The organism is Erysipelatoclostridium sp. MSK.7.34 (assembly GCF_019041935.1).
Taxonomy (GTDB): domain Bacteria; phylum Bacillota_I; class Bacilli_A; order Erysipelotrichales; family Coprobacillaceae; genus Thomasclavelia; species Thomasclavelia ramosa.
The window spans coordinates 65,154-83,813 of record NZ_JAHPYJ010000014.1 but is presented as its reverse complement, the minus strand read 5'-3'; the positions used below and the strand labels follow the sequence as shown (position 1 = coordinate 83,813).

At 30.7% G+C, this 18,660-nt stretch carries 14 protein-coding genes; 4 read left to right on the top strand and 10 right to left on the bottom strand.

Features of this window, described 5'->3' with window-relative positions; translation table 11 throughout:
• Window positions 1–138: 138 nt before the first annotated feature.
• Window positions 139–1,329, bottom strand: a complete 1,191-nt coding sequence (locus KTF99_RS10690; RefSeq protein WP_003537876.1) for an MFS transporter — start codon at window positions 1,327–1,329, stop codon at window positions 139–141.
• A gap of 429 nt (window positions 1,330–1,758) precedes the next feature.
• Between KTF99_RS10690 and gpmA the strand changes: the two genes are divergently transcribed.
• From gpmA to KTF99_RS10670, 4 genes are all read left to right on the top strand, one after another.
• Window positions 1,759–2,511, top strand: coding sequence for a 2,3-diphosphoglycerate-dependent phosphoglycerate mutase (gpmA, locus tag KTF99_RS10685; RefSeq protein ID WP_029481350.1), 753 nt, complete (start codon window positions 1,759–1,761; stop codon window positions 2,509–2,511).
• 328 nt (window positions 2,512–2,839) lie between these two features.
• Window positions 2,840–3,454: a TetR/AcrR family transcriptional regulator gene (locus KTF99_RS10680; RefSeq protein ID WP_029481352.1), complete on the top strand. Its 615-nt coding sequence runs from the start codon at window positions 2,840–2,842 to the stop codon at window positions 3,452–3,454.
• 66 nt (window positions 3,455–3,520) lie between these two features.
• Window positions 3,521–5,266: an ABC transporter ATP-binding protein gene (locus tag KTF99_RS10675; RefSeq protein WP_008792969.1), complete on the top strand. Its 1,746-nt coding sequence runs from the start codon at window positions 3,521–3,523 to the stop codon at window positions 5,264–5,266.
• A 2-nt stretch (window positions 5,267–5,268) separates the two neighbouring features.
• Window positions 5,269–7,008 carry an ABC transporter ATP-binding protein gene (locus KTF99_RS10670; RefSeq protein ID WP_009300804.1) on the top strand — a complete coding sequence of 580 codons (1,740 nt, stop codon included), beginning with the start codon at window positions 5,269–5,271 and terminating at the stop codon, window positions 7,006–7,008.
• 1,104 nt (window positions 7,009–8,112) lie between these two features.
• On the opposite strand, the gene KTF99_RS17550 is transcribed toward KTF99_RS10670, so the two are convergent.
• From KTF99_RS17550 to KTF99_RS10630, 9 genes are all read right to left on the bottom strand, one after another.
• On the bottom strand, window positions 8,113–8,187 hold the full coding sequence (locus KTF99_RS17550) for an iron dependent repressor, metal binding and dimerization domain protein (RefSeq protein ID WP_272222703.1): 75 nt from the start codon (window positions 8,185–8,187) through the stop codon (window positions 8,113–8,115).
• Window positions 8,188–8,219: 32 nt separating this feature from the next.
• Window positions 8,220–8,468, bottom strand: a complete 249-nt coding sequence (locus tag KTF99_RS10665; RefSeq protein WP_254210135.1) for a metal-dependent transcriptional regulator — start codon at window positions 8,466–8,468, stop codon at window positions 8,220–8,222.
• A 103-nt stretch (window positions 8,469–8,571) separates the two neighbouring features.
• Window positions 8,572–10,695, bottom strand: a complete 2,124-nt coding sequence (locus KTF99_RS10660) for a heavy metal translocating P-type ATPase (protein ID WP_009300805.1) — start codon at window positions 10,693–10,695, stop codon at window positions 8,572–8,574.
• A gap of 7 nt (window positions 10,696–10,702) precedes the next feature.
• On the bottom strand, window positions 10,703–10,930 hold the full coding sequence (locus tag KTF99_RS10655) for a DUF6110 family protein (RefSeq protein ID WP_003537867.1): 228 nt from the start codon (window positions 10,928–10,930) through the stop codon (window positions 10,703–10,705).
• Window positions 10,931–11,066: 136 nt separating this feature from the next.
• The gene (locus KTF99_RS10650; protein WP_029481355.1) at window positions 11,067–12,806 is read right to left on the bottom strand and encodes an ABC transporter ATP-binding protein; all 1,740 of its coding nucleotides are present in this window, start codon (window positions 12,804–12,806) and stop codon (window positions 11,067–11,069) included.
• A complete protein-coding gene (locus tag KTF99_RS10645) occupies window positions 12,803–14,566 on the bottom strand; it encodes an ABC transporter ATP-binding protein (RefSeq protein WP_003537863.1) in 1,764 nt (587 codons plus the stop codon). The genes KTF99_RS10650 and KTF99_RS10645 overlap by 4 nt, the downstream gene beginning before the upstream one ends.
• Window positions 14,567–14,649: 83 nt before the next feature.
• Window positions 14,650–15,603: a helix-turn-helix domain-containing protein gene (locus KTF99_RS10640; protein WP_003537862.1), complete on the bottom strand. Its 954-nt coding sequence runs from the start codon at window positions 15,601–15,603 to the stop codon at window positions 14,650–14,652.
• 41 nt (window positions 15,604–15,644) lie between these two features.
• Window positions 15,645–17,891 carry an ABC transporter permease gene (locus KTF99_RS10635; protein ID WP_029481357.1) on the bottom strand — a complete coding sequence of 749 codons (2,247 nt, stop codon included), beginning with the start codon at window positions 17,889–17,891 and terminating at the stop codon, window positions 15,645–15,647.
• Between the two features lie 12 nt (window positions 17,892–17,903).
• Window positions 17,904–18,602 carry an ABC transporter ATP-binding protein gene (locus tag KTF99_RS10630; RefSeq protein ID WP_008792963.1) on the bottom strand — a complete coding sequence of 233 codons (699 nt, stop codon included), beginning with the start codon at window positions 18,600–18,602 and terminating at the stop codon, window positions 17,904–17,906.
• Window positions 18,603–18,660: the final 58 nt, after the last annotated feature.

Here is an 18,660-nt window from a genome sequence, read left to right as displayed (position 1 = left end):
ACTATATCTAGACATAAAAAAGTAGGATAATTATTGAAGATTATACATCTTCTAATCCTACTTTTTGTTTAGTACCCTATATTATTTTAAAGCACCATTTTAAATGACTAAACCAACACTTTCATTAATTCTATAAAATTATACTTTTTCAACAGACATTACTACAATTACCGCACCTATTAATGATAGAACAGCACTAATTAACAGTACTTGGCTAACACCAACTGAATCTAGTAACATCCCACCAATCAAGTTACCAAAAACCCCTGCTACTGTCATTGAAGTAGTCACAAATGATTGACCTTTAACCATATCTTGTGGGGCAATTTTACAATTCACATAATAAACAGATGCCGGAATAAATAAAGCATAAGCCCCCATTTGGAAAGCTTGAGCTATATAAATCATTGTCATTCCATCTGCAAAATAAGTAATCACATGTTTTACTAAGAATAGAATAATAGAAATTTTAATTAACGTTCCACAATTAACTTTTTTACTAAGCTTCGTAAAATATGCCATTGTCGGTAATTCTAACATCGCTGCTAAAAATACAGCATTTCCCATATCACTACTATTACCGCCTACATTAGTAATTATTTGGATAAAGAAATTATTAATAATTGTATGGGCAAAATAAACAAAAACAAACCCTAATAAAAATACAATAAATTTTTTATATTTACCAGCAAATCTTAGCAAACCTTCATTATTTACTGCAACTTCATCCTCGTCATTTGTCTCAACTGCAACTTCGATTTGTTCACTTTTTGGCAATACATAGCCATGAACAACAATAAATAATAGTGCATTAAAGACAACATAACATACTGGTAATAAATCCGGACTAAAAGCATCAACTGCATGTCCTAATACCATTGATGCAACAGCGTAAGCAACAGACCCCAGCCCTCGAGCCAAGCCATAATTCACTTGAATTCCATACTTTTCAAAAACAAATGCCAAAGTATTCATTAGCGGCATTATCGTTGTCATTAATGAAAAGATTGATACAATCAAAATAAAAATAATTGCCTGATTACTTGGAACTACTAATAAAATTGCAGATAAAGCAATTGCTATTGCAACGATAGTTGTAATAATTTTACGAATTTCAATCTTTTGATTCTTATCAGCAAAAGTTGCTAATGCCGGTTGCATGAACACCGCTAAAATATTGCATAGGGACAAAATTATACCAATTGTTGAATTACTAAAACCTTTGTGCAATAGGTATACTGAGGCATATCCCATCATTGCGGCAAAGGTTGCAAAATAAAATACTTGACTGGCTACATACTTGATATTTAAACTTTTTACTCTACTCATTTTCCTACCTCATTAAATCGCTTTCATTATTTCTAATATATCATTATTTTTAATATTAAATCCAGCATTTTCAAAAGTTGAAAAGTCGCTTTCATCAATATTAATCGATACCGGCATTTTTATTTCCAATGTTACTAAAATATTATCATATTTTTATATATATTTTCATTGATAATCAAAAATCCACATCAGTGCTTGCTGTTACTATAACCATTCCCTCACTCTCTAACTTCTCAAGCCTATAAAATTATTATAACTAAAAATCATTTCAAATGAAATCTTAATCTTTTCAGTCAGTAAAATCAGATTAATTCTTTTGTGAAAAATATTGTAACAGCTTGCTTTTATTATCATCTTAGTTGACAAATTTTGTTCATTGGAATATTATACAAATATAGTTAGTTTAAGCTAACTAAAAGGAGAGATATTATGAAACTAGTATTAGTACGTCATGGAGAAAGTGACTGGAATAAATTAAATCTTTTTACAGGATGGACAGATGTAGATTTAAGCCAAACTGGCCATCGAGAAGCAATACAAGCAGGCATGATTTTAAAAAATGAAGGTTATGAATTTGATGTGTGCTACACTTCTTATCTGAAAAGAGCCATTCACACATTAAATCATATATTAGATGAAATGGATCTCTGCTGGCTGCCTGTCAATAAAAGCTGGAAACTAAACGAACGTCATTATGGTGCTTTACAAGGATTAAATAAAGCGGAAACTGCAGAAAAATACGGTGAAGAACAGGTGAAAATTTGGCGTCGTTCATTTGATGTACTGCCACCAGCTTTAAATATAAATGATAAACGCAGCGCGCAAAAGCAGGCAATGTATCGAAATATTGACTCTGCTCTTTTACCAGCAGGTGAGAGCTTAAAAACAACAATTGAGCGGGTTATTCCTTATTTTAATGAAACAGTAAAAAAAGATATGCAGGCTGGTAAACGAGCCTTAATTGTTGCACATGGTAATTCATTAAGAGCGTTGGTTAAATACTTTGATAAGTTAAGTAACGAAGCAATCATGAATATTAATATTCCAACTGGAATTCCTTTAGTATATGAATTTGATGATGAATTTAAAGTAATAAAACATTACTATTTAGGTGATGAAACGCTATTAAAAGAGAAGATAGATGCTGTTGCTGATCAGGGTAAAAAACTAGTTACTGTTTAATTATGATTGAAACATTGATCCTTTTAGCATTATTGCTAAGTTTAATTTTCTATATTAAAGCTTATTTAAAAAAAAATCTTTTAAAGCGTTATCATCAATAAAGCACATATACTTGAAATACCTCTAAATTAAATAATCCTCAAAAAGTCAACTTATACATTATTCAAAAGTTGGCTTTTTTATTTATTCCAATTAAATTTTTATAAAAACAAATTTATTACTTTCAACCTAAAATTTTATTGTAACGATTGACATCAAGTGCAATTACTTTTATACTGATAATTAGATTATCGATAATTTAATTATCAGTATAAAAGGAGGCGATAAATTGTCAAAACCCGATAAATCTATTGATCCAAGAATTTTAAAAAGTGCTAAAGAAGAATTTTTATCACAAGGTTATGAGAAAGCTTCTTTGAAAACAATCTGTGCAAATGCAAAGGTTACTACAGGGGCACTTTACAAACGCTATAAAAGTAAAGAGGAATTATTTACAGCAGTAGTTACCCCTACTTTAGAAGCTTTAAATGAAGTCGCTGACAACCGTAGGATCAATTTTGAAACATTTACAGAATTTGAATTAATTGAAGCCTGGAATATGAATAACGATGTAATGTTATGGTGGTTTAAATTTTTATATAGCCATTATGATGGCTTTATTCTATTACTATCATGCTCACAAGGTACTTCCTTTTCTAATTTTACTCACGACTGGGTTGAAAAAATGTCCATCTATACTTATGAATATTATCTTGAAGCTAAAAATCGAGGAATTTTTACTACGGAAATCAGTAAAACGGAATTTCATACTCTACTATCTTCTTTTTGGACTACGATCTATGAGCCATTCATCCATGGTTTTAGTTGGGAGCAAATAGAGAATCATTGCCAAATTGTCTGCCATTTCTTTAACTGGTACCAAGTTCTTGGATATACACGTTAAACTCCCTAGATGGGAGTTTTAAAAAAAACTTAGGTTAGCTAAAACTAACCAGAAAGAAGGGATTACATGCTTAAAAAAGTATTAGAATACGCTGGTGATTATCGAAAAAAAACTTATCAAGCTATTGCCACAATGCTGATTGGAGTAGGAATGAATATCTTACCATTTCTTTTTATCTATCAAATTATTACACCTTTAATCATGCATCAGCAAATAAGCACTCATTATATTATTTTTAGAGTTATTGCCATTGCAATTTCACTTATCTTATATGCCGTTTTTTATGTTAAAGGTCTTGCCTTATCACACCAAAGTGCATATCACACATTAAAAAATCTACGAATTTCTTTACAATGTAAACTTGAAAAGCAACCATTAGGAGTTATTCAAGAAAAAGGAGTTGGTGCTCATAAAAAAACTTTTATTGATGATATTGAAGCAATTGAACTACTATTGGCACATGCTTTGCCGGAAGGCATCTCGAACTTAGCTATTCCCCTCTTCATCTATATTGTTATGTTTATTGTTGATTGGAAACTTGCCTTATTATCTTTAGGTTCTCTTCCCATTGGTTTATTAGCGATGGGGGCAATGTTCAAAATTGGTATGAAAGAAATGAGTAATTACTACGTAGCTGCACAAAAAATGAATAATACTATTATTGAATATGTTAATGGAATGGAAGTTGTTAAAGTATTCAATCGCGATGGTGAATCATATCATCGTTTTGAAAATGATATACGTGGATATCGTGATTTCACTCTTGCCTGGTACAAAGCTTGTTGGCCATGGATGGCACTCTATAATAGTATTTTACCGTGTGTAGCTTTACTTACTCTACCATTTGGATCTTGGTTAGTTCTTCACAACTATTCGAGTTTACCTGACTTAGTTCTTATTCTTTGCTTATCATTCGCAATTGGTACTCCGCTTTTACGGGCTTTGGCGTTTGTCTCAACTTTACCACAAATCAGTTATAAAATTGAGTCTCTTGAAAAAATGTTAAGTGCACCGCCACTACAACAAACATCTGATTGTTTTAAAGACAGAAACCATCATATCAGCTTTGATAATGTTAGTTTTGCATACAATAATAATGTAGTTTTACATAATATTAACTTAGAAATTAAAGAAGGCTCACTAACGGCTTTGATTGGGGAATCTGGAAGTGGAAAAAGCACATTAGCAAAACTGCTTGTTCATTTTTATGATGTCCATTCAGGTTCGATCAAAATAGGAAATCAAGATTTACGACAAATGAGCATTGAAACGTTAAATAATCAAATTGCCTATGTTTCACAAGAACAATTTCTATTTAATACAACTTTGATGGAAAATATTAGAATGGGACGGCTTGATGCTAGTGATGAAGAAGTTTATCAAGCAGCTAGTAAAGCACAGTGTGATGAATTTTTAAGCCGTCTTGAATTAGGAATTCATACTTTGGCAGGTGATGGAGGAAAACAATTATCCGGTGGTGAACGACAAAGAATTTCTCTTGCTCGGGCAATTCTCAAAGATGCTCCAATCATTGTTCTTGATGAAGCTACTGCATTTATGGATCCAGAAAATGAAGAAAAAATGAATGCCGCAATTGCAGAAGTTATCAAAGATAAAACTGTTATTGTTATTGCCCACCATCTACATTCAATTATCAATGCACATCAGATTTGTGTACTTAAGAATGGCTATTTAAACGCAGTAGGAACTCATCAAGAACTTATAGATACTTGCCTTGAATACCAAAAGTTATGGACCATGGCAAATAATAGTGCTAATTGGAGAGTTAGTCATAATCAAGGAGGTAATTAATTATGATCTCATTAATGTCACGAATCCTTGCTATCGCCGGAAAATATCGTCGCAATATTAAAATCGCTTTTATTTTCTCGTTTTTAAAATCAATGTTAGCAAAATCCCCAATCGGACTAGCATTTATTGCTTTTAATGCTTTTTATAATAATAAAATGTCTGATCGATTATGTTTTCTGCTTGGTATTACATTAATAGTTTGTGTTTTATTTCAAGCAGTTTTTCAAAATATTTCTGATCGTTTACAAGGTGATTCTGGTTATCGAATTTTTTCAGATATGCGCATGGAATTAGGCCGTCATCTTAGAAAATTGCCAATGGGTTACTTTACTGAAGGAAATATTGGGAAAATTAGTTCAGTATTATCTACAGATATGGTCTTTATAGAAGAAAATTGTATGACCGTGATTGCTGACATGATGAGCTATATTTTTGCTGAAATTATTATGATCATCTTTATGTTCTATTTAAATATTTGGTTGGGGATACTTTCATTGTTAATTGCTGGAGCAATCCTATGGTTAGGTAAAGCGATGGAACAACAAACATTAGAACATTCAACTATCAGACAAGAACAAAGTGAAAAACTCACTAATGCTGTACTTGATTTTATTGAGGGTATTAGTATTATTAAAACTTATAATCTGTTAGGTGAAAAATCAGCTGAACTTTCTAATAATTTTAAAGAGAGCTGCCGAACTAATTTAGAATTTGAAGAAACACATGCTCCCTGGCAACGTTGGCTAAATATTATTTATGGTTTAGGAATAGCTGCTATTTTAGCACTCTCATTATATCTACAAACTCAAAATTTACTAACTGTTCCTTACTTGATTGGAGTAACTTTATTTGTATTTGACTTATTTGGTCCACTTAAAGCGTTGTATAGTCAAAGTACACGGTTAACTGTAATGAGTAGTTGTATGGATCGTGTCGAAGATGTCTTAGCTCAAAAAGAACTGCCTGATGATGGTATGGAAGTAATTCCAGAACAAAGTGATCTACCAGAAATAAAATTTAAAAATGTTAGTTTCTCTTATGATAAAAAAGAAGTATTACACAATATAAATTTTACATTAGAAAAAAATAAGATGCTTGCTCTTGTGGGTCCATCAGGAGGCGGTAAAAGTACGATTGCTAATCTATTAACACGTTTTTGGGACGTTGATAGCGGGTCAATAAACATCCGTGGAACAAATATCAAAAACGTTAAACTTGCTGATTTAATGAATCATATCAGTATGGTTTTCCAACGTGTTTATTTATTTCAGGATACTATCTATAATAATATTAGTATCGGACGACTTGAAGCTACGGAAGAAGAAGTCATTGAAGCAGCTAAAAAAGCTCGGTGTTATGATTTTATCATGGCACTGCCAAATGGTTTTCAAACAATTATTGGGGAAGGTGGTACAAGCCTTTCCGGTGGTGAAAAACAACGAATTTCAATTGCTCGATGTATTTTAAAAGATGCTCCTATTATTATCCTTGATGAAGCAACTGCCAGTATTGATGGTGATAACGAAAATTATATCCAAGAAGCAATTACACAGTTATGTCAAGGAAAAACCTTATTAGTAATAGCACATCGTTTAAATACTATTCGCTACGCAGATAAGATTCTTGTCATAGCTGATGGAAAAATTGCACAAAGCGGAAGCCATAACCAGTTAATCAAACAAACTGGAATATACCAAGATTTTATCAATGTCCGTAATAATACCAAAGGCTGGAGCCAATAAAAACATGACTTATGTCATGTTTTTATTGTTTATTAAGTTAATCAATAAAATAATATAATTATTAAATAAAGTGATGAGTTATTATGAAAAACTACCTATACATCAATTTACTTAGTTGATTCTTTTAATAATGATTTTGGTGAATTTTTATTACCAGAAATCTTAGAATCATTTTATTCTAGCTGTAAAAGTAGATTTATGATAATAAGGTATATTAGAAAATTCTAAAGACCCTGTAAAAAGAATTTATAATTTTTAGCTGATTTGGCTTAGAATTTTTCTTAGTTATATTACCATTAAATTTTTTATCATTTTAAAATCTTTCTCATTTCCTATTGTATCGCTAATGGTGTTATCCATCATGATATTATCCTTTGGAGGCGAGCTCCTGTCTGAATGCTTTAGTATTAACAAAAGACCCAGATACGATTGAAGCAATAATTCATGACTTTGCAGCTGTTGTTGATTTTATAGCTCCATTATTCTTTCTACTATTAAACAGTATTATCCAATTTGGATTCAACCGCATAGCTATTGAAATACTTTTCCTTATTAATTTTATAATCACCTTTATTTTTTTCTCTTTTTTATTATAGATAATAAAGGATAATTTAAAATACATTTGTTACGTATGAATGTTTCTAGCAACGTGCAATTTTAATATGCTTGTATTTCCTTTTCTATTTTATGCAATTAAATCATTATGTTTTTGAACCTGTATATTTTTATCAATAACGGCTATGATATGTTTAGAGGTGAGTGACATTAAATATCAAAACTTACATGAATTAATCCAGCGCAGTTCTAGTTCTCGCGAATATTTTTTATCATTACCAGTTGATACACAACTAAGATTACATGTGCTTAATGATTATATTCATTCTCTACATCAATTACACATTTATGCTGAAATCAGCAAATAACGAAATTTTCTTATAAAAATATATACCATTAAAATTCAGATAAATGAACGGATAAAATCAAAACCAAAAATATTTGATTTTATCTTTTTATTTTAAAACATATTAACAGCATTTTTTTAATAAATTTCTATTCAATCAATTTTTACAATATCTATGTTTATACTCAAACAAAAATTCTATGCTAAAAATCTAACAACGTTTTCAACTTTTCAAAACTGTCATCACTAATTCCATGTTCCATTTTACAAGCTTCTATTTCTGCTTGGTTTGAACTTACGCCAGCAGCGATTAAAAGTTTTTTAAAAAACAGTGTCGTTCATAAATTCTATTAGCAAGTACTTGACCACTCGATGTTAACTTGAGATGACCATCTTTATTTACTTCTAAATAATTTTTATTTCTAAGCTCTTTAACTGCATAACTAATACTTGCCCTAGAATATCCTCGATACACTGCTAAATCAACAGAACGAACGGCTTTATTTTGATTAGATAAAATTAAAATAGCTTCTAAATAATCTTCCAGTGCTTCTCCCATAACCACTTCTCCCTTAAATTTATTAATTTTTTATAGTATAGACATTTATTTATCTTATAATTCAATTGATTATAAAAGCAAGTAAGGAAATCTCCCTACTTGCTTAATTTTCTTTTTTATAAAGAAGCGGTTTTGTTGAGACAGCAGAAAATAGGAATGTTGAAGTATTGTGTAAAAATGCACTTGTATTAGGCTGTAATAATCCAATTAGTCCAGATAAAATTAATAAACTATTAAATGCCACGATATTAGTATAATTATGTTTTATTCTTTGCATTAGTAATATCGAAATCTTTTTAAATTCAACAATTTCATCCAAACGACTTGAAGTCAATGTCACATCTGCTAGTTCACGGGCAATATCGGAACTATCTTGCATTGAAATAGATACATCTGCACTTGATAGTGCCGGAGTATCATTTACGCCATCACCCACCATCACGACTTTTTTACCTTTCGCTTTTAACAGTCTTATATACTCAGCTTTATCTTCTGGTAAAATACCAGCTTTATAATCATCTATTCCTAGTTCATTTGCAATATGCCCTGCAGCGTTTTCACAATCTCCAGTTAACATAATAACCTTTTTAAAACCAATCTCCCGTAAATTATTAATTACATGCTTGGCTTCCGGCTTGAGCGGATCATAAATACTAATGATTCCTGCTAGGCGTTGACCTATTGCTAAATAAATCAATGAGCTAGCTCCTTTACTATGTAATTTGCTGATCAACTGAACTATTTCAGGGGGTTTTTCAATCTGTTCATCATCAAAAACAAAATGCTCACTACCAATAATTGCTCTTTGACCATGTAAATTAGTAGCAATACCATGAGCAATAATATATTCTACTTCAGCATGTTCTTCTTGATGTAACAATTCCTCATCTTGGGCTTGCTTAACAATTGCGTTAGCAACACTGTGAGGGAAATGTTCTTCAAGACAAGCTGCAATTCTAAGTACTTCATCACGACTGTAGTCATCTAGTGGTGTTACTTCTTGAACGAATGGAGTCGCATTAGTTAAAGTTCCTGTTTTATCAAAGACAATTGTATCGGCTTGAGCCATCGCTTCAAGATATTTACCACCTTTAACCATGATTGAATGTTTTCCAGCCTCTTGCATTGCACTGATGATAGAAATTGATGTAGTCAATTTAATTGCACACGAATAATCAACTAATAAAATTGAAGTCGCTCTTGTTAGACTTCTTGTCCATAATAGCAACCCAAAGAAGCCAAAAAAGCTAAATGGAACAATCGAATCAGCAAGATGTTCAGCTCGCGATTGAACACCAGCTTTTAATGTTTCATTAACATCGATCATATCAACAATTTTATTAATACGACTTTCTTTTTGTAGATTTCTAACTTTTACATAAATTTTTCCTTCTTCTACAATTGTTCCTGCAAAAACAGTATCATCCTTACCAACCGCTTTACTTAGAGGCTCACCAGTAAAACTTGATTCATTGATCAAAGCCTGACCATCGGTTATTTCTCCATCAACAGGGATCATCGTCCCCATGTGAACAATAACTATATCACCTCTTTTTAGAGTATCACTAGGAATTTCTATTTCTGACTCATTTTCTAAGATCCAAACCTTATCTAGATGAAGTGATAATGATTCTTTTAATTGTAAAGTTGTTTTTTTTCTTGTATAGTCTTCTAATAATTGTGATACCGACAATAAAAACATAATATCGCCAGCTGTTTTAAACTGTCTATTAAGCATCGATACAGCGATACTTGTCGCATCAAGAACTGGCACATCAATATGTCCTTTACCTAATGAAGCTAGCCCCTTTTTGAAATATTTAACCGCTAAAACGATACTGCTTAAATATTGTATCGGAGTTGGTAAAAACCACCGAATTGAATAACGGCGAAGCAATAACTTTATAAATTTAGAAGTATAATTTTGGCTAACTTCTTTTTGTGTTATTTCATAAGAATTATACTCCTTGATTGTCGCTAGATATGGTGTTACATCAAATTTTTCTATTTCAAATTGTCGTATTAAAGCTAATAATTCTCTTCTTCTATTTTTATCATAAATAAATAAAATACTTCCTGTTATATCATTAGCTTCGACCTTATTAACCATTTTCCAACGTTCTAATTCATAGCTTAATCCAATTGCTGCAGTTTTTGAAAAAGTATATTTACCATAACGAATTCGCATTCGTCCAGGCATATCATGAACAATTTGATAAGCTTTCATAACCTATCTATTCTCCCTCATTTTTAGCTTTTGCTTCGTAACAAATATCTTTTGCATCTTCCTTGATCGTTTCATAAGTAGCCATCGCATCGTCTTTTAGCTTCATTCCCGAAGCTAAAGAATTAACCGCCATTGTTCTAGCTTTATCGCTTTTTAAAAACTTTGCACCAGCAATCGTTGCTGCAATTCCTCCTACAAAGGATAATACAGTTTTGTTTTTTAATAAATCTTTCATTAATGTTCCTCCTAACTTATTATAAAGATGTTAGTCAAAACTAACACCCTATACTATTAGAATACTCTTTTTTTCGTCATAGTCAATCTAAAGTTATATAAGTCTAACAAAAAAACCAGCAATATCTTGCTAGTTTTTATAATTTCCACTCGTTACTCATTTTTTGCAGGTCAACCATTCTTTGATAAACCCCTTCTTTACGTAATAATTGTTCTGGAGTTCCTTGCTCAACTACATGTCCATCTTCTAAAACAATCAACTTAGAGGCATTAGCAATCGTCCTCATCCGGTGAGCAATCATAATGACGGTTCGATTAGCAATCAAATGTGATAACGCTTTTTGTACAAAGGTCTCACTTTCAACATCCAATGAAGCACTTGCTTCATCTAATAAAATAATAGGTGCATCTTTAAGAATTGCTCGAGCTATTGAAATTCGCTGCCGTTGCCCACCTGATAATTTTGAACCATTTTCACCAATAACCGTATTATATCCATCTGGCAGTTTTTCAACAAACTCATCACAAAAAGCTTTTTGAGCTGCTTCCATGACTTCTTCGTCAGTTGCATCTTTTTTACCAATGCGAATATTTTCTAAAATAGTATTATTAAATAAAACAACCTCTTGAAAAACAATAGAAAATTTTGATAATAGTATTTCTGGATCAACTGTAGAAATATCAATTCCACCTATTTTAATAACCCCTTCGTTTAATTCATAAAAACGAGCAGCTAATGAAGCACAGGTTGTTTTACCGCCACCACTATTTCCAATTAAAGCCGTAATTTCATTTTGTTTAGCAACAAAACTTACATCTTCAAGTACCTTTTTTTTAGTTTGGTACTCAAAACTAACATTTTTAAATTCAATATCATAGTTACTTGGCTCGAATTTTTCTTCACCAGTTTGAAGGGGATAATTTTCTATTTCATTTAGACGAGCAATTTTAGGATCGCAACTGATAATCGCTGCTAAGTTTTGTAATGTTCCACTAAGAGGATCATAAAGACGAGAAGCAACAATTAAAAATAACATAAAGACTTTCAGATCAATCGTTTGATTGATTAGTGATGTTACTCCATAAATGACTACTGTTGCAATTCCTAATTTTAAAATCAATTGTGAACTAACTACAAATAAAGCATTTGTAAGTTCTGTTTTAATTTGACTCTTTTCACAATCATCAATAACCTGATCTACCTCATTAAGATACTGCTGAGTATAGTGATTAGCTTTTAAATCCCTAATTGTCTCCAGCGTCTCTTGAATCTTTTCAGTTCGAACTAATTGTTTTTGACGATCTTTAAATCCAGCATTACTTAATTTTCGTTTAGCCAGAACTACTAATAAAAATGATACAGGAACACACCAAACAGCTGCTAAAGCCATCCTAAAGTCGAAAAAGAACATCGATATAGATAGTAAAAGTGTGGAAGCTATTGACCCAAAGAATTCAGGAATAAAATGTGATAAAGCCTGTTCCATTCCCGTAACATCAGACAAAATTGTTGTTGTTAAATCTGATAAATCACGTTTTGAAAAAAACATTAACGGGAATTTTCGAAGTTTTTCAGCAACACGAATCCTTAATCTTGCACTTTCTTTATAAGTATTATAAAAAGTCATATTATATTGAATATAGTGAGCGATAAAAATTAAGATAACAACTATTACAAATTCAATCAGATACATTGAATATAAGATTGTATTTGAACTGCCATATAGCATTTCTAAAACATCACAAGTAAAATAATATAACACTCCAATTGACATTGCGATTGCTAAATATGATATCGTACATGAAACACAAGCCTTAATTAAATTAACTGCTCCCAAATGGGTTAAAGCAAAACGCTCTTGAACCTTTTTTATCATTCTTGTTCACCTACTTTCCATTCTACTGACTGACAATATTGATGCCACATTTGAGCATATAATCCGTTTTTAATTAATAATTCTTGATGCGTTCCGCTCTCAATAATTTCACCATTATCAACAACATAGATACAGTCAACATTTACAATTGTTGAAAGTCGATGAGCAATCATAATCGTAGTCTTGTCTTTTGCTAATTCCATAATTGCTTTTTGCATTAAGACTTCATTATCACTATCAGCGTAAGCAGTAGCCTCATCTAATAACAAAATTGGAGCATCTTTAACAATGGCTCGTGCTAATGTCAGTCTTTGGGTTTCCCCACCTGATAAATAAACCCCTTTACTACCAATCTTAGTTTCTAATCCTTGATCAAATTTCTCTATAATATCATCACATTGAGCTTTATGAACTGCCGTCTGAATATCTTCAACACTTGCATTTGATCCCATCTTAATATTTTCTTTAAAACTTTTCTTTAAAAGACGACTGTCTTGAAATACGAATGAAATCTTACTCATTAATTCTTTTTCACTAATTTCTTTAACATCGACACCACCAATTTTAATAGTCCCTTTAGTCACATCATAAAATCTCGGTATTAGGGATACTAGCGTTGATTTACCACCTCCACTTTTACCAACAAAAGCAACAATAGAACCACTTTTTATTTTCAAATTAACATCATGAATGACTTCATTTTCACTTTCTGGATAAGTAAAAGAGACATGCTCAAATTCGATATCACTATTGGTGATTTCTTGCAGACTATGCTTATACGTAAACGGCTTTTGATTAATAATTCCTTCGATTCGGTTTAAAGCATCTGCAGCCATCATTGTATTTTCACTTGCAAACATAATTTTATTAGTTGTTACTGCAATAATTGGTGTAAAAATAACATAAAATAAGAAATCTGGCATTAAAGAATTTAAATCAAAACCGTTTAAGATCAATAACATCATTGTGCCAATAATGAAAATGAAAATACTATTGATGAAGGTCGTAAACAAAGTCATTGGGAAACGCATCTTATTTGTATAACCAATTGCAAATTTTTCATAATTATTAATTGATTGATGAAAACGATCAAAAGAAAAAACTGTCTGTTGAAATGTTTTAACAACAGGTATCCCACGAATGTATTCAACTGCTTCATTACTCATTCCTTCAAGTGCATCCATATATGCTTTCATTGATTCCTGTAAGCCAGGACCAATCATTTTAAACATATTTGATAGTGCTAAAATCGTTGGAATTAGTGCAGCTATCCCAAACTTCCAATCAAAAATAAATAAACAGACTATTACCGCACAAACAGTAGTAATCAATTGTGCCATATCCGGTAATTGATGTGCTAAATAAGTTTCTGTTGAAGCTGCAGCTTCATCAATAATTTTTCTTAATTTACCACTTCCTTCTTTAGCAAAATATCCAAGTGGTAATTGAACAGCATGATGTAAAGCTTTTTTACGCATATTTGAAGCAATTCTAAATGCAGCTAAATGTGAGCAAAGTAAGCCCGAAACATACAATAAAATTCCTACTGCAGCAAAAATTAACGCGTACCAGCCGTATTGTATCGCAATACTTCCTTGGGCAAAGTTTGGATACTCTGCCAAAATAACCTCAATAACTTTCCAAATCATAATAAATGGCATTAATAATAAAATAGCACTTATCATTGAAAATACTAAAGAAAGTATTGTTAAATATTTATATTTGCCAGCATAAGCAAATAAAGATTTTAATACTGTCATATTAACCCTCCTTTAGTTAGAATAGACTAACTTTATAAGAGAGTATAACTCCTAAATATTATTACTGCTACTCCATTTTGTTATTATTGCTCCATTTTAAGATGTGATTTACGATATTGCTGGGGTGTCATAGAAGTATATTGATAAAATGCAGCTGAATATTTACTTGGATTAGAATAACCAATCTCATTAGCTATTTCGATAATTGGAATATCGGTATTAATCAGTAGACCTAAACTATACTCTAAACGATATTCTTTATACCACTGATAGATTGGTTTACCGTGAATCTCTTTAAATGCTTTACGAAATGTATGAATATTAATATTGTATTGTTTTACTAGTTTTTCAAGATCATATTTAGCTGAAATATTGTTACTAAGCTCTGTTTTTATTGCCTTGATAATCTCAATTTGTTTTTTTGGATAATAATGCTTTTCATTTTCTAAAATTCCAAAGTCATGATGTGATAAAAATAATAACAGTTCTAACACTTTTATTTTTAGGTAATTCCTCTTTAATTCCTCTTCTATCTCATACATTTCTAAACAAATATGTTCAATTTGAGCAGTAGCACGAAAAATATATACATTATGGCTTTCTTTTAAACGTTTACTGATTAAATCAATATCAATATTGAATTCATCTAATAATTTATTCTCTTTAGCTTTTTCTACTTCAATCAAAATTTCTACACCATTATAATAACCCAATGGAAATGAGTGAGTTAATTTATTTAATGTTCCACCACTAATTGCTAAATCTCCTTGACATAAATATGCATAATAATTTTTATTATACTGACATTCAAATTTACCTTTTAGACAATGATTAATTTCAATATAACGATGCCGATTGAGAGATTGATCAGTCGGAGCAGTAAAACAATGAAAATTATTATATATAACTTGTATCCCTGGATAAATATCTATGCTCGTCATTACTCCCTGTCCATCGATTAAACCTATTTGATACTCTCTTTCATGCTTATTAATAACCTTTTTATCTATAAACGGCAGCTTAATATCTTCAAGCATTAAAATCTCCTCCTTTTAGGTGAAAACAGAATAACCTATAGTTATTCTGTTTCTTTTAAAGATTTCCCTAAATCAATTCTTTGAATTTGTTTATTCAATAGCCAATTAACAACAAAATAAGTAATTAAGCCAACAGTAAAAATCATTACATAGAGGTAGGTTGGAATATAGATTTCTATATATCCTGCAAATCTCATCATTGCTTGAATAAACAATATTTCTAAACCATATTTACAAATTGGTAAACTAATCAATAATGAAAATACTACTACCAAAGCTGTAGCTTTAAGATATATCTTAGCAATTTCTTGGCTGTTATAGCCTATCACTTTTAAAAACGACATATAATTAGTATTTCGATCTAATACTAGTTTTGTTAGAATATACATTACAACTAAATAAATAACTATCGCTATCCCACTCATAATCGGAATCATCTGTGAAAAGGTTTCCGTCATTTGATCACCAATTTTCAGCATATCTGTCTTAGTAATCATCGTACTAAGATATTTTTTATCAATATTTAACTTCTGATCTGATAAATAACTATTATAATAATTCAGATCTTCTTCGAGTAAATTATTTAATGATTCACGTGACATATAAACACTTATATTAGTTCGGCTATTATAAATATCAAAAACCTTTAACTGATATTCTTGTTCAGTATATTGGTTTGTAAACGTTACTTTATCTCCTTTTTCTAAGCCAACTTTTTTAGCAAAATCGTAGGAAATAATAATTTGATCTTTTTCCTTTGGCAAATCAATATCCGCATAATATATAGAATTATCATCTAATCCATAGAATGAAACATCTAAGTCAATTTCCCCAGCAGCAAAATAGGTTTGTAATGATGTATATGTTATTTTTTCTCCAGCAGCTTCAACTGGTACCTTTAAAAGATATTGGTAGTTTGTTTTAATACTATTTTCCATATTTTCTAAATAACGTTCAATCGACGGGGTAATACAAAAACCAAAAGTTAAAAGAAAACTAGCAAAAATAATTCCAATCATTAAAACCAAATAACTTCCCTTATTTTGAAGAATCACTCTTTGACGATAGCGCTTAATAAACGACGTTTGCTTTAAATGAATATAATGACTTTTCTTATTTTCATGTAGATCTTGTCTTAAAAATTTTAATGGCGAAATATTTAATTTATGCCATAACATTAAATAATTGACTATCAAAATAACCAAAAAAGGAATCACGGTAGTATTAACAAATACACTAGGAATAAATTTTAACTGTAATGGTGGCAAGCAATAACTGTTATAGTACATATTAGAAAAAAATGAAGGCATTATTGTATATCCAATAACATTTCCCACTAGTCCACTTACAAAAACAATGATCATTACTAAAGTAAGATAATGGTGAATCAACTCTTGTTTTGTATAACCATTAGCTAGTAATGTGCCAATTGCAGTTGCTTGGTCTTCAATTATCGCCTGTGAAATTACAACAAAAATAAAGGCTAAAATAACCAAAATGATATAAAACAACATATTCATCATTGGGATATCACCACCCATATCATTAGGTAAAAATGATATTGCCTGGTTCATCTCTTGGGTCATCATTCCTGTTAAGCTACATCCACTATCAACTACGATATCTCTAATTTGATTTAATTGATCGTAATTTTCTTTACTACTTAAATCATCATTTGATTTATAACTATAAGTATAATTAATATTATTCTCTTTTAATAAAGCAAAATCTGACTCATCTACAATAGCAACTCCAAAATGGATAGGATCCATCATTAAATCACTATTATCCTTAATCAACGAACTATAGTCAGGTAGGCTTAAATATCCAACGATAGTTAACTTTATACCATTGACCTTAATTTGATCATTTATTTTATAACCATTTTTTATTGCAAAAAGCCGATCTAATGCTATTTCTTGATGCTTTTTTGGGAGTTTCCCTTGGTAAACTGTAACCAAATTAATATTTTCACGATCTTGATATATCCTTAATGTAGCACTATTTTTGATCTTTTGCTCGCTATAGAAATTTTCATAAAGTTTTACAGGCTCTTTTTCAATTTCTTTAATTACTTCTTTAGTCAATGGTTTTAAAACAGTAAACTGTCCATCCTCGACTAAACATTCATCTTGATTTTGTTTTAATAGATTATTAACACTATAAGCTACACTAAAAAAACCTGAAACAGTTGCAATCATAACTATCATGACCAAAGCAAGTGCTAGATAACGAGCTAAGTTATCAGTGAATTCTTTTTTTAAACTCTTATTTAATGGATTTTTCATGCTAACACCCTACTACCATTCTAACTCTTTAGCATTGATTCGTGATGTATTTAAATAGTTTGAAATAATTTGTCCATCTCGCAAACGCAGCACGCGATGTGCCATTTTAGCAATTGCATCATTATGAGTAACAATTAAAATAGTTGTTCCATAATCCTGATTAATCTGTTCTAATAATTCTAAAATATCTTTAGATGTATGATAATCTAAAGCTCCTGTCGGTTCATCACATAATAATAATTTAGGATTTTTTGCTAGAGCACGACCAATTGCAGTTCGTTGCTGCTGTCCTCCTGATAATTGATTAGGATACCTATTGCAATGTTCTTTTAATCCTAATTTATCTAATAGTGTTTCAACAGCTAGTGGTGTCTTACTCAAATATGCACCTGTTTCAATATTTTCTTTTACTGTTAAATTTGGGACTAGATGATAAAATTGGAAAACAAAGCCCAAAGTATCCCGCCGGTATAACCCTAATTTTGTTTTTGATAAAGATGCTAAATCAATTCCACCAACTATCACATTACCATAATCAATTATTTCGATACCTCCAATTAAATTTAATAATGTTGATTTACCAGAGCCTGAAGGTCCTAGCATAACACAGATTTCACCGCGTTCTATTGAACCATTGACCCCTTTTAAAACTTGAACCCGATTTTCATTTTCACCATAATATTTTTCTACATTTTCTAATTGCAAATACATATAAATCCTCCTATCTTTTAATTCAGATTTTTTTAATTTAATAACACGATAGCCAACT

Excerpts from the sequence above, each read along its gene's own strand:
- KTF99_RS10630 (WP_008792963.1), bottom strand. The coding sequence starts at position 18,602 with ATGTATTTGCAATTAGAAAATGTAGAAAAATATTATGGTGAAAATGAA.
- KTF99_RS10650 (WP_029481355.1), bottom strand. The coding sequence starts at position 12,806 with ATGATAAAAAAGGTTCAAGAGCGTTTTGCTTTAACCCATTTGGGAGCA.
- KTF99_RS10665 (WP_254210135.1), bottom strand. The coding sequence starts at position 8,468 with ATGGGAGAAGCACTGGAAGATTATTTAGAAGCTATTTTAATTTTATCT.
- KTF99_RS10670 (WP_009300804.1), top strand. The coding sequence starts at position 5,269 with ATGATCTCATTAATGTCACGAATCCTTGCTATCGCCGGAAAATATCGT.
- KTF99_RS10690 (WP_003537876.1), bottom strand. The coding sequence starts at position 1,329 with ATGAGTAGAGTAAAAAGTTTAAATATCAAGTATGTAGCCAGTCAAGTA.
- KTF99_RS10645 (WP_003537863.1), bottom strand. The coding sequence starts at position 14,566 with ATGACAGTATTAAAATCTTTATTTGCTTATGCTGGCAAATATAAATAT.
- KTF99_RS10660 (WP_009300805.1), bottom strand. The coding sequence starts at position 10,695 with ATGAAAGCTTATCAAATTGTTCATGATATGCCTGGACGAATGCGAATT.
- gpmA (WP_029481350.1), top strand. The coding sequence starts at position 1,759 with ATGAAACTAGTATTAGTACGTCATGGAGAAAGTGACTGGAATAAATTA.
- KTF99_RS10655 (WP_003537867.1), bottom strand. The coding sequence starts at position 10,930 with ATGAAAGATTTATTAAAAAACAAAACTGTATTATCCTTTGTAGGAGGA.
- KTF99_RS10640 (WP_003537862.1), bottom strand. The coding sequence starts at position 15,603 with ATGCTTGAAGATATTAAGCTGCCGTTTATAGATAAAAAGGTTATTAAT.
- KTF99_RS10675 (WP_008792969.1), top strand. The coding sequence starts at position 3,521 with ATGCTTAAAAAAGTATTAGAATACGCTGGTGATTATCGAAAAAAAACT.
- KTF99_RS10635 (WP_029481357.1), bottom strand. The coding sequence starts at position 17,891 with ATGAAAAATCCATTAAATAAGAGTTTAAAAAAAGAATTCACTGATAAC.